Raw genomic sequence first — 14,634 nt, 5'->3', positions numbered from 1 at the left:
TTGCATTGGATAGGGGAGCGCCAGTGGGAGATTTTGCTATCCGGTGTCACGAGATAACGAAATACTTTGGACATTTTTGCGCTGTGGACAGTATAGATTTAACTTTGCGCAGGGGGGAAATTCTCTGCCTGCTGGGCCCCAGCGGGTGCGGTAAGACTACTGTTTTGCGGATGATTGCCGGGCTGGAGAGAGTGGACGAAGGAATAATCAGGACGGGTAAGAGAGTGTTGTCCAGCAAACATTGTCATGTCCCTCCGGAAGCAAGGAACATTGGAATTGTCTTTCAGGATTATGCCCTGTTTCCCCACATGACGGTAGAACAGAACGTGAGTTACGGATTGCGGAACTCCTCGCGGGCCAGGGTTGAGGAAGTCCTGAAATTGGTGGGTCTTGACGGTCTGGGATCCCGTATGCCGCATGAACTTTCCGGTGGCCAGCAGCAGCGTGTGGCTGTGGCCAGGGCTCTGGCGCCCCGACCGGAGGTAATTCTTTTTGACGAGCCCTTTTCCAATTTGGACGCCGGGCTACGCAGGAGGCTGCGTTCAGATATCCGACGCATTTTGAAGGAAGAGAAAGCATCGGCAATTTTTGTTACCCATGATCAGGAGGAAGCTTTAAGCCTTGCGGACCGGCTGGTGGTTATGTGGGAGGGAAAAGTGTTGCAGCACGGTTCTCCCTATGAGGTGTATTCTCGTCCTTCAACTCGAGAGGTAGCCACCCTGGTAGGGGAAGCAAACTTCCTTAGGGGAGAAATCAGAGGCGGAAAGGTCTACTGTGAGCTGGGAGTGTTTGATTTTGAACGGGCCGGTCTGGTAAAAGCCGATGTGTCCGAAGATGGGGAAGGCCCGGTGGAGGTAATGATTCGACCGGAGAATCTGGAACTACGTCCGGTTAAAGGGGGCAAAGCCAGGGTCATATCGTGTGAGTACTTTGGCCACCACCAGCTAGTCCAGGTTCAGCTTCCATCCGGAATACAGCTTTCCTGCCGCTTAAGGCCGGACCGGGCTTTTGAACCGGGCTGCCAGGTCGAAATACTGGTAATAGGTAAACCGGTAGTATACCCGCTTTAACTACTATCCGACCGTTCGCGGTACCGCGTCTTATTCATTCGGTGCCGCTTTTTTTTGCCTTATACTTGAAGGATGGGTCAATAGTTGTTTTGTTGTTGAGTAACCTCGTTTACGAAGCCATTAAAATATTTGACACCAACATAAAAAAGCTATCAAAATCTTTGATTGGACAAATAAATATTACTAATATAAGATTATTTATGTTAGCTGTTGGCTGGATGGCCCGGTTTTCTGGGTAGGTAAGACAATGGGAGGGGGATGAGCATTGTTTGCATTATTTACTAATTACCGGGTTTTAAATATTGTTCACAGAATACTCCTTCCTGTAGTTCTTCTCAGCTTGGTCTTTTTCTTTGCCGCGGGGTGTAGCGGTCAGGCACAGGAGACAAAATTGAGAGTAGGACTTATTCCCAACCAGTCCCCGGACAAAGTAAAGGCACAGTATGAACCGTTTCGGAAATATCTTTCCGAAAAGCTGAATATGCCTGTCGAGCTTTTTGTGGCTGTGGATTATACCGCTGTAGTGGAAGCCATGGCCAGCGGCAAGTTGGATGTTGCTTATTTTGGAGGCCTTACTTACGTTCAGGCTAAGCAAAGAGCAGAAATCTATCCCAGTGTTACAGAAATTGACCGTTATTCGCACACTACCAAATACCATAGTCTGATTATAGCACCGGCAAACAGCCCGGTGGAAACGGTTGCCGACTTGAAGGGCAAGACTTTTGCTTTCGGCGATATTAATTCAACTTCCGGTTCCTTATATCCGCGCATCATGCTTGACCGGGCGGGAATCAAAGTCCCGGAAGATTTGAAACAAGTTATATACACCGGCGGGCACGACGCTACGGCGCTAGCTGTACAAAACCAGACTGTAGATGCTGGGGGAGTCGAGGACCGTATTTTTTATACTCTGGTGGAGCAAGGTGTAATTGATCCGGACAAAGTGAAAATTATTGCCCGTTCGGACCCCATCGAAGGTTATCCCTGGGTGGTAAGAGTAGGGCTGGATAAAGACTTGGTGGAGCGCATTACGCAGGCCTTTCTAGACATGGACGACCCGGAGTTATTGAAGCTGATGCGGGCCGAGGGTTATGCCAGGGTTAGCGATGCGGACTACTTGTATATCGAAGAAGAAGCTCAGCGGCTGGGTCTGTTGCGTAAATAGACCGGAGGTGCAGAGCGGTTGATCGCTGTTGAGGCACGAAATTTAACCAAAATATACCCAGGTGGGGTATACGGGTTGCGGGATGTAAATCTAAAGATTGAAGAAGGGGAAATGGTAGGTATTTTGGGGCCCAGTGGTGCTGGGAAAACCACCCTTTTCCGCTTAATTAATGGGGCTTTGCACCCTACCAGCGGCCGCTTAAAGATTCTGGGCCGCACGATGAGTGAGATATCCTTAAATGCCCTGCGGGAACTACGTCGCAAGTTGGCAGTGATCTACCAGCAGCATAATGTCGTCCCTTCCCTGCCGGTGGTGTATAACGTTTTAATGGGTTCTGGTGGTTCGTTATCGTTGGCGCAAACTGTTCGACTGTTTTTTTATTTAAGGAAGGAAGAACGAGAAGAAGTTTTTGCGGTTCTGCGAGAACTGGGGATTGAAGATAAAATGTACTCCCGGGCCGATGAACTTTCAGGAGGCCAGCAGCAGAGAGTAGCGGTTGCAAGGGCCATTATTTCTAAACCTCAGCTGGTGCTGGCGGATGAACCGATTGCGTCGGTGGACCCGGGTACAGCCATTAAGGTGATGGAAACATTGCGCCGCCTTAACAGCGAACGAGGTACAACTATTCTGGTGAGCCTGCATCAGATAGACTTTGCTTTGCGGTATTGTTCCCGGTTGCTGGTTTTTTCGCACGGCCGTCTCATTTATGATGGAGACCCTGGTGGAATCAGAGCAATTGACCTTTATCAGGAGGATTTCGACCATGTCCGGTGTAAAGGAATTGGAGCTCAACAGTCCGCTGAAACCAAAATTTAGTCCCACAAATTTGGCAGTTGTAGTTATTATATTGGTTGTCCTGGGTGTTAGCGCAAGGGAAACCGAGTTTTCTTTAACAACCCTTTTTCAGGCTGGCAATGCCGAGGCGGTTACCCGCTTTGTGCGCGGGCTATGGCCACCTGAAACTAATGTTAAATTTCTAAGAACTATCTTTGGCTTAATGGTGGAAACGATTGAAATATCTCTGGTTGGTACTGCCTTGGCTGTGCTCGTTGCTTTTCCTTTGTCACTGCTGGCGGTCAGGCAACGCGGTGAAGAATTTTCGCGGGAACGGCTGGGGACGGCGAGGTGGGTTTTGCGTTGGAGCCTATATTACCTTGCCAGAGCTTTTCTTAATCTTTTTCGAGGCATTCCGGAACTGGTCTGGGCACTGATTTTTGTGACCGCAGTAGGATTAGGTCCACTTCCAGGTGTACTGGCACTGGCGGTTCATAGTACCGGCATCCTGGGAAAGCTTTACGCTGAAATGTTCGAGAGTGTAGATCAACGTTTGGTAGAAATGGTACGTTCTACCGGTGCCACGGAAATGCAGGTGTTATTTTTTGCTAGGCTACCTCTCAGCCTTCCTGTATTTCTTTCCTACACCCTCTTTCGTTGGGAATGTAACATGCGGGCGGCAACTGTATTAGGCTTTGTCGGAGCCGGAGGTATTGGAACTCAGCTCATGATCAGCATGAAGCTTTTCCGGTATAACGAGGTAATGACGCTTATTTTGGCTATCCTCATCCTGATTGCGCTGGTGGACATCCTGGGGCAATTTTTGCGTACCCGGGTACTTGATGCGCCGGGCAAATGCCTGAGATGATTTTTCCGGTAAAAACTAAAAATTCTTGACAGGGAGAGGTGGAAGTAGTATTATACAATCAACAGTTGTGGTTAGCCTTAAGAGGAGCAGGAGAGCTTAGGTAAGGGTAGTTCCTGAACAACCAAATATAACATTTAGAGACGAGGCGAGTTTAGTTGAGTTTAGGAGAGCTGAGATGAGGGCTGGAGTACGTTTGTTTAAAGGCTACAACCAGCACTCACTGAGTGCTGGTTTTTGTTTTTTAAGTTGCAAACAGGAGGGATAAAAGTGATAAACCCTAGCCGGCAGGAGTACCTGAAGCGGTCCCGCCATGAGAAACTGATCCCGGTATGGGATGAAGTCCTGGTGGATATGGAGACTCCCATCTCTATCTACCGGAAAGTTTGTCGAGAAAGCCCCAGCTATCTTCTGGAAAGCGTGGAGGGGGGAGAAAACATCGCCCGTTATTCATTTATCGGACTGGATCCATGGCTGACTTTTAGCGCCAAAAACGGTTCTATTAGTATAGTCAAGGGCAAAAAAAGTTACCGTACCCACGGGAATCCTTTTGACAAGCTGCAGCAGATTGTAGAAAGTTTTGCCGTAACTGATCACCCGGGACTCCCCCGTTTCTTCGGAGGGGCCGTGGGATATTTTGGCTACGACATGGTAAGATACCTGGAGCCGCTGCCTTACCGGGCCCGGGACGACCTCTATCTTCCCGACTGCTATTTTGTCATGACCCGCCTGGTCTTAATTTACGACCACGTGCGCTGCCGGTTGAAGATTGTCTTTCTTTCTGAGCCAACGGACAGCCCGGAAAAGGACTATGAAGAAGCCTGCCGGCGGGTGGAACAGGTGAAAGAGAGGCTGGAAGGAAGCGGCGGTTTGGCTTCTCTTTCCCTGCGAGAAAGTCCCGGAACGGGCGGGGAAGATATTTTTTACCGTTCCAACTGTTCCCGCCGGGAATTTACCGAGAAGGTCATGCAGGCTAAAGAGTACATAAGAGCCGGAGATATTTTTCAGGTGGTGCTTTCCCAAAGATTAGATACGCCTTACCAGGGCAGCATTTTTGACCTGTACCGCAGTTTGCGGGCAATTAACCCGTCTCCCTACATGTTTTTCCTAAATTTTGAAAACCTGCAGTTGGTCGGAGCATCACCGGAAATGCTAGTGCGGGTGGAAAAAGGAATAGTTCAAACCCGTCCTATCGCCGGAACTAGGCCGAGGGGGAAAAATGAATTAGAAGATGAAGAACTTGCCCGGGAACTGAAAGCCGACGAGAAGGAGCGGGCTGAACACTTAATGTTGGTAGATCTGGGGCGGAATGACGTAGGACGGGTAAGCCGCTACGGTACGGTCACGGTGCCGGACTTTATGGAAGTAGAGAAATACTCGCACGTTATGCACCTGGTTTCTACGGTGCAGGGAGAGCTGGCGGAGGATAAGACCCCTCTCGATGCTTTGAAGGCCTGCTTCCCGGCAGGGACGGTTTCGGGGGCGCCGAAAGTAAGGGCCATGGAAATCATTGAGGAACTGGAACCGACCAGAAGAGGGCCCTACGCCGGTGGTATAGGCTACCTGGGACTGAACGGAAACCTGGATTTCTGCATCACCATCCGTACCGTCCTGCTCCACCAGGGCAGGGCATACGTACAGGCCGGGGCCGGGATTGTAGCCGATTCCGAGCCGGAGAGGGAGTACCAGGAGACGTTAAACAAAGCGAGAGCGCTTTTAGCTGCCCTCCGGCAGGCAGGGGGTGAGCCGGTTGCTGTTGGTGATAGATAATTATGATTCTTTCACTTATAACCTGGTGCAATACCTAGGGGAGTTCGGGAAGGAAGTAGTTACCTACCGCAATGACCAGTTAACCCTGGAAGCTATTGAAGACTTAAATCCTTCCGGTATAGTTATTTCCCCCGGTCCCGGTAGACCCGAACAAGCCGGTATATCCCTGGCGGTTATAAGGCATTTTGGCAGAAACCTGCCTATTTTAGGTGTCTGCCTGGGGCATCAGTGTATCGGCCAGGTTTATGGAGGCAAAGTGACCGCTGCCCGGGAACTGAGGCATGGCAAAACATCCACCATCTATCATGACGGCCGGGGAATTTTCACCGGTATACCCAATCCCTTTACCGCCACCCGCTATCACTCACTGGTTGTCAGCCGGGAAGGATTGCCTGAATGTCTGGAAATTACGGCACAGACGGAGGACGGTGAAATAATGGGCATCCGTCATAAAGAATTTCCAGTAGAAGGTGTTCAATTTCATCCGGAATCCATTATGACGGAAAGGGGGAAGGAGCTACTCGCTAACTTTTTGCGATTAGTTGAATAATTAGACCGAGTTGAGATTAGTTGAGAGGAGGCTAAATAATGAGAGATATTTTGGAAAAGCTGGTTAATGGAATTGATTTGAGCGAGGAAGAAGCTCAGGAGACTATGGAAAGGATAATGGAGGGAAAAGCAACTCCTTCCCAGATAGCCTCTTTCCTTACGGCCCTGCGTATTAAGGGAGAAACGGTAGAAGAAATTACCGGTTTTGCCCGGACTATGCGGGCCAAAGCGGAAAGAGTGGAGGTAGATATTTCCGGCCTAGTAGATACCTGCGGTACCGGCGGAGATGGCCGGAATACTTTCAACATTTCCACCACGGCAGCTTTTGTAGTAGCGGGGGCGGGGTTGCCGGTAGCCAAGCATGGCAATCGTTCAGTTTCCAGCCGGTGCGGTAGTGCTGACGTTCTGGAAAGTTTGGGGGTCAATATCGATATGGCGCCATCGCAGGTGGCCCGCTGCCTGAAGGAAGTAGGAGTTGGCTTTCTATTTGCTCCCCGCTTCCACGGTGCCATGAAATATGCTGTCCAACCGCGGCGGGAAATCGGTATAAGGACGGTGTTCAACATTCTAGGCCCTCTAACCAACCCTGCCGGGGCCCAGGCCCAGGTAGTGGGCGTTTTCCATCCCGATTTGACTGAAGTTATGGCCCAGGTGCTTCAGCGTTTGGGTTGTCGCCGTGCCTTTGTAGTCCATGGCACTGACGGTTTAGATGAGGTTACGCTGACGGGTCCCAGCAAAATAACCCGGCTTGAAGGAGATGAAATCAGCACTTTCTTCCTGGAACCGGAAGAGGTGGGACTGGAAAGAGGCCGGTTGGAAGATATCCAGGGCGGTTCGGCCGAGATAAATGCGGCTATTGCCCGGCAGGTATTGGAAGGACGGCCGGGTCCCTGCCGGGATGTGGTTCTCCTGAACGCGGCTTTCGGACTGATGGCAGGCGGTTTGGTCGATACGGTTCGGGAGGGGATAGCTCTGGCGGCGGAAAGTATCGATTCGGGGGCGGCCCGGCAGAAATTACTTGACCTAATCGAATTTTCCAGGAGCAGTGCCGCATGATCCTACAGCGTATATTGGTGGACAAAAAAGAGGAAATAAAGAACCGGCGGCGTAAAGTTCCCCTTCATTTGTTGGAAGAACGCATCCAGGGACTGCCTCCGACCCGGGATCTGGTAGCCGCATTACAAGCACCGGGCATCCGCATTATAGCCGAACTGAAAAAAGCTTCTCCCTCGCGGGGAGTTATTCGACCCAACTTTGACCCGGCAGCCATTGCTCGTATATATGAAAGGGGTGGTGCCGCCGCGATTTCCGTGTTAACCGACCAGAAGTACTTTCAAGGAGATTTGTCCTTTCTTTCCCGGGTGAAAGAGGTTGTTTCCCTTCCTCTCCTCCGGAAGGACTTCATCATTGATCCTTACCAGGTGGTGGAATCCAGGGCTCATGGAGCTGATGCCATACTTCTCATAGCTGCGGCCATGACCAGGGACCTGCTGGAAGAACTGTTACAACTGGCCCGGAAAATGCAATTAACCTGCCTGGTGGAAATACATACCCGGGAGGAACTGGAAATGGTATTAGACACTCCGGCTCGAGTTATAGGCATTAACAACCGCGACCTTAATACTTTCACGACCGACTTAAAGGTTACCGTAGAGCTAGCTGGATTGGTTCCGCCGGATAGGATTTTGGTCAGTGAAAGCGGCATTAGAACGCGGCGGGACATTGAATTTTTAAAAAATCACGGAGTTAACGCCTTTTTGATAGGAGAAAGCTTGATGATGAGCGAAAATGTAGAAAAGAAGATGGCAGAATTTCTAGGCCATAATTTAGAAGAGGTGGACCATGACCGTTCGGGTTAAAATTTGTGGCATTACTGAATGGGAGGAGGCCCGGGTAGCTTTGGATCAGGGGGCTCATGCTTTAGGTTTTGTCTTTGCTCCCAGCCGGCGGTATATTAATCCGGAAAAGGCCCGGGAGATCATCTGCCGCCTGCCTCCTTTTGTTACCCGGGTAGGGGTTTTTGTCAATGAGAAACGCTATGCAGTGCAGGAAATAGCAACTTTCTGCCGGCTGGACGTGCTTCAATTTCATGGAGAGGAATCCCCGGAATACTGCCGGGGCTACAGCCAGCAGGTAATCAAAGCTTTTTCCGTAAAGGACCGTTCAGTCTTGGAAGATATGTCCCGGTACCAGGTTGACGCCTACTTACTGGATGCTTACGTCCCCGGTAAGCGGGGAGGAACGGGGCAGACCTTTGATTGGGAAATTGCCGCAGAAGCCCGGAAGCTGGGCAGGCCCATTATCTTGGCGGGCGGCCTCAACCCCGATAATGTGGGGGAAGCCATTGCCCGGGTCAAGCCATATGCGGTGGATGTCAGCAGTGGTGTGGAAACGGACGGGAAGAAAGATGCGCGTAAAATAGCTGAGTTTATGGCGGCAGTAAGGAGGGCTTTTGAGAGTGACAGGATTACCTGACGAGAAAGGATATTTCGGGCGCTTCGGGGGAAGGTTTCTGCCGGAAACTTTAATGCCGGCGGTAGAGGAACTCACGGCCGCATATCTGAAGGTTAAAGATGACCCTAAATTTAAAGGGGAATTAAGATATTATTTAAAATATTACGTAGGGCGTCCCAGCCCGCTTTATTACGCCCAGCGTCTGACCGGACATTTGGGCGGCGCCCGAATTTATTTAAAGCGGGAAGATCTAAACCACACGGGAGCCCATAAAATCAACAACACCATTGGCCAGGTTCTACTGGCCCGCACTATGGGCAAAAAAAGGGTTATTGCGGAGACCGGAGCCGGACAGCATGGGGTGGCAACGGCAACGGCGGCTGCTCTCTTTAACCTGGAATGTGACATTTACATGGGAGAAGTAGATATAGAGCGACAGGCGGTGAATGTATCCCGCATGAAACTTTTAGGAGCCCGGGTCATCCCGGTAACCAGCGGAAGCCGGACGCTTAAAGATGCCATGAACGAAGCCATTCGGGATTGGGTGACCAATGTTAATAACACCTACTATGTATTGGGTTCGGTAGGAGGTCCCCACCCCTACCCCATGATGGTTAGAGATTTCCAGTCCATTATTGGAGAGGAAACAAAAAAACAGCTTTGGGAACTGGAGAGAAGATTGCCTGATTACGTAGTGGCCTGCGTAGGGGGCGGTAGCAACGCCATCGGCATCTTCAATTCCTTTCTCGAAGACCGAGAAGTAAAGCTGGTGGGAGTAGAAGCGGCCGGGGAAGGTCTGGAAAGCGGACGGCATGCCGCCACTCTTACGGCTGGGTCCCCCGGTGTTCTTCACGGTTCTTATACCTATGTCCTGCAGAACGAAGACGGGCAGATCCTTAACGCCCACTCCGTATCCGCCGGGCTGGACTACCCGGGGGTGGGACCGGAACACAGTTACCTGAAAGAAACAGGAAGGGTAGATTACGTCGCTGTAACCGATGAGGAGGCTCTGGAAGCCTTCCACCTTTTAACCCGGACGGAAGGTATTCTTCCGGCTCTGGAGAGCGCCCATGCCCTGGCCTGGGTCGTGAAAAAGGCGCCTGAACTTTCCCCCGAGGATATAGTAGTCGTTAACCTGTCCGGCAGGGGAGATAAAGACCTGGCTACCGTTATGCAACTGGGGGGAGGTGAAGGAAATGTCCGCTAGAATCCGGCAGAAGTTTTCCCAACTGCAGGCCGAAGGGGCCAAAGGCCTGATTACTTACATATGTTCCGGCGACCCGGACCTGGAGACTACCGCGGAACTGGTGTTGGCCCTGGAGGAAGGCGGAACCGACATTGTAGAACTGGGCATTCCCTTTTCCGACCCACTGGCCGACGGACCGGTCATCCAGCGGGCCTCCCAACGGGCATTGAATTCAGGTACGAGTGTGGTTAAGATACTTCATCTGGTGGAAGATATTCGCCGTTGCAGTCAGATCCCCTTGGTGTTAATGGGATATTTCAACCCCATATTGAAATACGGGGTGGAAGCCTTTGTCCGGGACGCTTCCAATGCCGGCGCAGACGGGGTGATTGTCCCCGACCTGCCGGTAGACGAAGGGGCCGAGCTTTATCAACCGGCACGCAGGGCCGGCCTGGCCTATATTCCCCTGGTGGCTCCCACTACTTACCCTGAACGGGTTAAGAAGATTGTCGAACAGGCGGACGGCTTTATATATTGCGTTTCCCTTACCGGAGTAACCGGTATGCGTCGCCAACTTCCGCCGGGTCTGGAGCAGCTTACCCGGATGGTGCGCCAGTACACTTCTCTGCCGGTAGCGGTAGGTTTCGGTATCTCCTCGGCGGAGCAGGCGAGGCACGTTGCTTGCCATGCCGAGGCGGTGATAGTGGGGAGTGCCGTGGTCAAAATCATCGAAGAATATGCTGGTAGTCGCGTAGAAATGCTCCGGCGGGTCAAAACTTTCACCGCCCACTTAAAACAGGCCCTAGTAGGTTAGTGGACTAGACTCCTGGAAGAACTTTTAGGAATAAAAATCAGCCATGAAATTTGGAGGTACCCCTGAGCTATGGTTCCGCTTCGGTTTCCTGGTATAATAAGACCATGAAGTACCGGTTGAACAAAGGTTGTCATGTTTGGGCTCACAGTTATTTTCTGTTTCATTCCCCTTCAAAACCGGGTGAGCACCAGCGGATTGCCGTAAAGGTGATTGATTTCCGACGGCATGAGGCGGTATGGATGGTGGCGTTAGATTTCGACAGGAGGTGAAGGCATGAAGACCCTGGAAGAGATGATTAAGGAGTTGCCCCCTGAGCTTCAGCAGGAAGTCAAGGACTTTGTGCAATTCCTGCTGGAGAGGCGGGCACAGAAACCTGGGAGAAAACTGCGCCAGGATTGGGCGGGCGCGCTGCGGGATTATCGTGACCAATATACATCGCTGGAACTCCAGAAAAAAGCATTGGAATGGCGAGGTGACTGACCCATGTACCTGGTAGACACCAACGTATGGCTGGAGCGGCTTTTGGACCAGGCAAGATCCGAAGAGGTCAGAGCCTTTCTCGACCACATGCCATCGGAGCGTCTCTTCATCACAGATTTTGCCTTTCATTCTATCGGGGTGGTGTTGAGCAGACTGAACCGGGTAGAGGCACTGTTGCGTTTTGTCCGGGATGCTTTTATGGACGGAGCAGTTGTCCTGATTCACCTTGAGCCTGAAGATACCCAACACCTCGTTCGCGTAATAGAACAATTTAACATGGATTTCGACGATGCTTACCAGTATGTAACTGCCGAAAAATACAACCTTACCATTGTAAGCTTTGATAGCGACTTTGACCGTACAGAACGGGGAAGGAAAACGCCGGCGGAGGTGTTAGGCAACCATGTTAGTTGATGCAACAGATCTAACTCAATGGGCAAACCGTCATGCTAACCCCGCTTGGCCGCGAGCGAAGCGCTTCGCAAAACGCAGTCCCTTGAGACCCTATTGTAATCTCCGCACGGCTATGGTATGATGACTTTAATACCCCTTCATTTCAAGCTGGGGGACGGTAGAACGGTAGACGTTAAACAAAAAATTACCTAGTAGGACGGCAGAACGGTAGGAGGGGAAGCTCAGGGAAGAGCAGTCATCACTCCTGGCCGGAGTGTTTTTTGTTTTTTTCCTCCCCTACCCGCTGCCTGTAAAGAAGGGAGATGAAAGCGGACGGTAGGCGGGAATGTTCGGATGTTGGTCGAAATACGACTGACCAGAATATTTATCAGGGGGGATAAGGGAATGATTGTGGTTATGAGGCATGATGCCAAGAAAGAACATATTGACAAAGTGATTGAACGGTTAAAAGATAAAGGATTCAAGGTACACCTATCTCAGGGGGTGGCTCGAACCATTATTGGAGCTATAGGAGATAAAACCCGTCTGGAGAATGGTGCTCTGGAAGCGATGCCGGGAGTGGAAAAGGTAGTTCCTATTCTTCAGCCCTTTAAACTGGCCGGGAGGGAATTTAAACCGGAGGATACGGTAATTCAGATAGGAGACATCAAGATCGGCGGAGAGGAAATCCAGGTTATAGCCGGGCCCTGTGCGGTGGAGAACAGGGATCAACTCCTAGAGACGGCCTACAAGGTTAAGGAATGCGGCGCTACCCTTCTCCGGGGAGGTGCGTTCAAGCCGAGAACTTCTCCCTATTCATTCCAGGGCCTGGGAGAAGAAGGCCTTAAGCTTTTGGCGGAAGCCCGGGAAAAGACGGGACTGGCCATCGTGACCGAAGTTATGGATCCGGAAACCATTCCCTTGGTGGCTGAATATGCCGATGTGCTTCAGGTAGGCGCCCGCAATATGCAGAATTTCTTTCTTTTGAAAGCATTAGGAAAAATCAGGAAACCGGTCCTTCTCAAGAGAGGGCCTTCCGCTACCGTACAGGAATGGATCCTGGCGGCGGAATATATTATGTCCGAGGGAAACTATGATGTAATTTTATGTGAGAGGGGGATCCGGACCTTTGAGACCGCTACCCGTAACACTCTAGACTTGAGTTCCGTTCCCCTGGTTAAGCAGATGTCTCACCTGCCGGTAGTAGTTGATCCCAGTCACGGTACAGGAAAACGGCAGCTGGTAGCTCCTATGGCCCGCGCAGCAGTAGCGGCCGGTGCCGACGGGCTTTTGGTGGAAGTACATCCCAATCCCAGCGAAGCCTTGTCGGACGGACCGCAATCTTTGACGCCGGAAGACTTCGGCCAAATGATGGAGCAACTAACAGGAGTAGCCCGGGTTCTGGGCCGGAGAATTGCCGGTGACCGGTCATGAAACTGGGATACCTGGGACCGCAGGGAACTTTTTCCCAGCAGGCTGCTCAGCGCTGGATTGCCGACAAAGCTGGGTGGGAATTAGTATCTTATGAAAGCATACCGGAAGTTATTTTGGGAGTAGCGGAGAAAAGATTGGATGCAGCGGTAGTTCCGGTAGAAAATTCCATTGAAGGGACGGTTAATGTCACCCTGGATATGCTGGTCGAGGAAAAAAGTCTGAGCATTATAGGCGAGGTAATATTAGAGGTTCACCACCATTTGATAGGCAAACAGACGGACTGGAAACGAGTCCAGGCTATTTATTCTCATCCCCAGGCTTTAGCCCAGTGCCGTGGCTTCCTTCGGCAAAATTTTCAGGGGGTAAGTCTCAGGACGGCGGCGAGTACGGCAGAAGCTGCCCGCATAGTAGCTTCGGGACCGGATAGCTGGGCTGCCATCAGCTCTCGTTTTGCCGCCGAACTGTACGGGCTTCAAGTGCTGGCCGAAAACATAGAAGATTACCGGGGAAATAAGACGCGCTTTATAACCGTCGGGAGAGGTCCGGTAAAACCTACCGGAAAAGATAAAACTTCCATGGTACTGGCCCTGCCTCAGGACCGACCGGGAGGGCTTTATCGGGTCTTGGAGGAGTTCGCCGCTGAGGAGATCAATCTGACTAAGATAGAGTCTCGGCCGACTAAAAAGGAACTGGGCGAGTACCTCTTTTTTCTGGACTGTGAAGGCCATGCTACCGACCCCAAGCTCAGCCGGGTGTTAGACAGACTGCGGCGGAAAACGGCTTTACTGAGGATTCTCGGTTCATATCCCAGGGACATGGGGGAACAAAAATGAAACGAGTTGAAAAAGTCGCCATAGTAGGGTTGGGCCTAATCGGCGGCTCTCTGGGCATGGCATTTACGCAGGGAAATGTGGTAGAACAAGTGGTAGGCATTGACCGGGACCGGAACAGCCTGGAACTGGGTTTGGCCACCCAATCCATTCACCATGGAACCCAGGACCTGGAGCAGGGCGTACGGGGGGCTGACCTGGTCATTTTGGCCGTTCCCCTCGGGCAGATTGTGCCTGTGGCCCGGGAGATAAAACCTTTTCTCGCTCCCGGCAGTATAGTTACTGATGTAGGCAGTACTAAAGTGGACATTGTAAAAAATTTAGAAGAACTGTTTTATCCGCAAATCCACTATGTAGGCGGTCATCCCATGGCGGGCTCAGAACGGGCGGGAATTGAAGCTGCCGATCGTTATCTTTTTGAAAATGCCGTTTACCTTCTTACGCCGACGGAACGTACCGATCGGCAGGCATTGGAAATTGTGACGGCTTTAATCGAAAAAACCGGTGCCCGGGTTAAAACGGTTTCTCCCGAGGAACACGACCTCATTGTAGCTGCCGTCAGTCACCTTCCCCATGTGATTGCCGCCGCGCTGGTAAACACGGTGGGAGGGCTGGCGGACGAATATCCGGATATTCTTACCCTGGCCGCCGGCGGTTTCCGGGACACAACCCGTATTGCCGGGAGCAACCCGGAATTGTGGCGGGATATTTGCCTGGCCAATGCGGAAAAAATAATAAAGATGATCAGGCATTTCCGGCATTGGTTGGATCAATTTGAGGCGGTTATGGCGGCCGGAGATAAAGATACCTTGACCGGCATCTTTCGTCAGGCCCAGGAAATTCGTTCCAG

Annotated in this window: 16 protein-coding genes; all 16 read left to right on the top strand. The window is 51.3% G+C overall.

The window, feature by feature from the left end; all coding sequences use genetic code 11:
• Positions 1 to 5: 5 nt before the first annotated feature.
• Positions 6 to 1,070 (top strand): ABC transporter ATP-binding protein, encoded by a 1,065-nt coding sequence (locus KKC1_RS00725; protein ID WP_202819890.1) that lies wholly within the window; start codon positions 6 to 8, stop codon positions 1,068 to 1,070.
• Between the two features lie 265 nt (positions 1,071 to 1,335).
• Positions 1,336 to 2,235 (top strand): phosphate/phosphite/phosphonate ABC transporter substrate-binding protein, encoded by a 900-nt coding sequence (gene phnD / locus KKC1_RS00720; RefSeq protein ID WP_088552600.1) that lies wholly within the window; start codon positions 1,336 to 1,338, stop codon positions 2,233 to 2,235.
• An 18-nt stretch (positions 2,236 to 2,253) separates the two neighbouring features.
• Positions 2,254 to 3,051 (top strand): phosphonate ABC transporter ATP-binding protein, encoded by a 798-nt coding sequence (locus tag KKC1_RS00715; protein WP_088552599.1) that lies wholly within the window; start codon positions 2,254 to 2,256, stop codon positions 3,049 to 3,051.
• On the top strand, positions 2,999 to 3,877 hold the full coding sequence (gene phnE, locus KKC1_RS00710) for a phosphonate ABC transporter, permease protein PhnE (protein WP_088552598.1): 879 nt from the start codon (positions 2,999 to 3,001) through the stop codon (positions 3,875 to 3,877). The genes KKC1_RS00715 and phnE overlap by 53 nt, the downstream gene beginning before the upstream one ends.
• 267 nt (positions 3,878 to 4,144) lie before the next feature.
• Positions 4,145 to 5,644, top strand: coding sequence for an anthranilate synthase component I (gene trpE / locus KKC1_RS00705; RefSeq protein ID WP_088552597.1), 1,500 nt, complete (start codon positions 4,145 to 4,147; stop codon positions 5,642 to 5,644).
• A complete protein-coding gene (locus KKC1_RS00700; RefSeq protein WP_088552596.1) occupies positions 5,625 to 6,194 on the top strand; it encodes an anthranilate synthase component II in 570 nt (189 codons plus the stop codon). The genes trpE and KKC1_RS00700 overlap by 20 nt, the downstream gene beginning before the upstream one ends.
• 35 nt (positions 6,195 to 6,229) lie before the next feature.
• Positions 6,230 to 7,249 (top strand): anthranilate phosphoribosyltransferase, encoded by a 1,020-nt coding sequence (trpD, locus tag KKC1_RS00695; RefSeq protein ID WP_088552595.1) that lies wholly within the window; start codon positions 6,230 to 6,232, stop codon positions 7,247 to 7,249.
• The gene (trpC, locus tag KKC1_RS00690) at positions 7,246 to 8,052 is read left to right on the top strand and encodes an indole-3-glycerol phosphate synthase TrpC (protein WP_088552594.1); all 807 of its coding nucleotides are present in this window, start codon (positions 7,246 to 7,248) and stop codon (positions 8,050 to 8,052) included. The genes trpD and trpC overlap by 4 nt, the downstream gene beginning before the upstream one ends.
• Positions 8,036 to 8,668 carry a phosphoribosylanthranilate isomerase gene (locus KKC1_RS00685; RefSeq protein ID WP_088552593.1) on the top strand — a complete coding sequence of 211 codons (633 nt, stop codon included), beginning with the start codon at positions 8,036 to 8,038 and terminating at the stop codon, positions 8,666 to 8,668. The genes trpC and KKC1_RS00685 overlap by 17 nt, the downstream gene beginning before the upstream one ends.
• Positions 8,652 to 9,854 carry a tryptophan synthase subunit beta gene (gene trpB / locus KKC1_RS00680; RefSeq protein ID WP_088552592.1) on the top strand — a complete coding sequence of 401 codons (1,203 nt, stop codon included), beginning with the start codon at positions 8,652 to 8,654 and terminating at the stop codon, positions 9,852 to 9,854. Before KKC1_RS00685 ends, trpB begins: the two co-directional genes overlap by 17 nt.
• Positions 9,844 to 10,647 carry a tryptophan synthase subunit alpha gene (gene trpA, locus KKC1_RS00675; protein ID WP_088552591.1) on the top strand — a complete coding sequence of 268 codons (804 nt, stop codon included), beginning with the start codon at positions 9,844 to 9,846 and terminating at the stop codon, positions 10,645 to 10,647. The genes trpB and trpA overlap by 11 nt, the downstream gene beginning before the upstream one ends.
• Positions 10,648 to 10,920: 273 nt before the next feature.
• Positions 10,921 to 11,127: a DUF2281 domain-containing protein gene (locus KKC1_RS00665; RefSeq protein ID WP_088552589.1), complete on the top strand. Its 207-nt coding sequence runs from the start codon at positions 10,921 to 10,923 to the stop codon at positions 11,125 to 11,127.
• A gap of 3 nt (positions 11,128 to 11,130) precedes the next feature.
• Positions 11,131 to 11,541: a type II toxin-antitoxin system VapC family toxin gene (locus KKC1_RS00660; protein ID WP_088552588.1), complete on the top strand. Its 411-nt coding sequence runs from the start codon at positions 11,131 to 11,133 to the stop codon at positions 11,539 to 11,541.
• A gap of 384 nt (positions 11,542 to 11,925) precedes the next feature.
• On the top strand, positions 11,926 to 12,954 hold the full coding sequence (gene aroF, locus KKC1_RS00655; protein WP_088552635.1) for a 3-deoxy-7-phosphoheptulonate synthase: 1,029 nt from the start codon (positions 11,926 to 11,928) through the stop codon (positions 12,952 to 12,954).
• On the top strand, positions 12,951 to 13,787 hold the full coding sequence (gene pheA / locus KKC1_RS00650; protein WP_088552587.1) for a prephenate dehydratase: 837 nt from the start codon (positions 12,951 to 12,953) through the stop codon (positions 13,785 to 13,787). The genes aroF and pheA overlap by 4 nt, the downstream gene beginning before the upstream one ends.
• Positions 13,784 to 14,634, top strand: an 851-nt coding sequence (locus KKC1_RS00645) for a prephenate dehydrogenase (protein WP_088552586.1), incomplete at its 3' end; no start/stop codon positions are given. The genes pheA and KKC1_RS00645, both read left to right, overlap by 4 nt.

This window comes from Calderihabitans maritimus (assembly GCF_002207765.1).
GTDB classification, from domain to species: Bacteria; Bacillota; KKC1; order Calderihabitantales; family Calderihabitantaceae; genus Calderihabitans; species Calderihabitans maritimus.
This window is presented reverse-complemented; position numbering and strand designations above follow the sequence as displayed.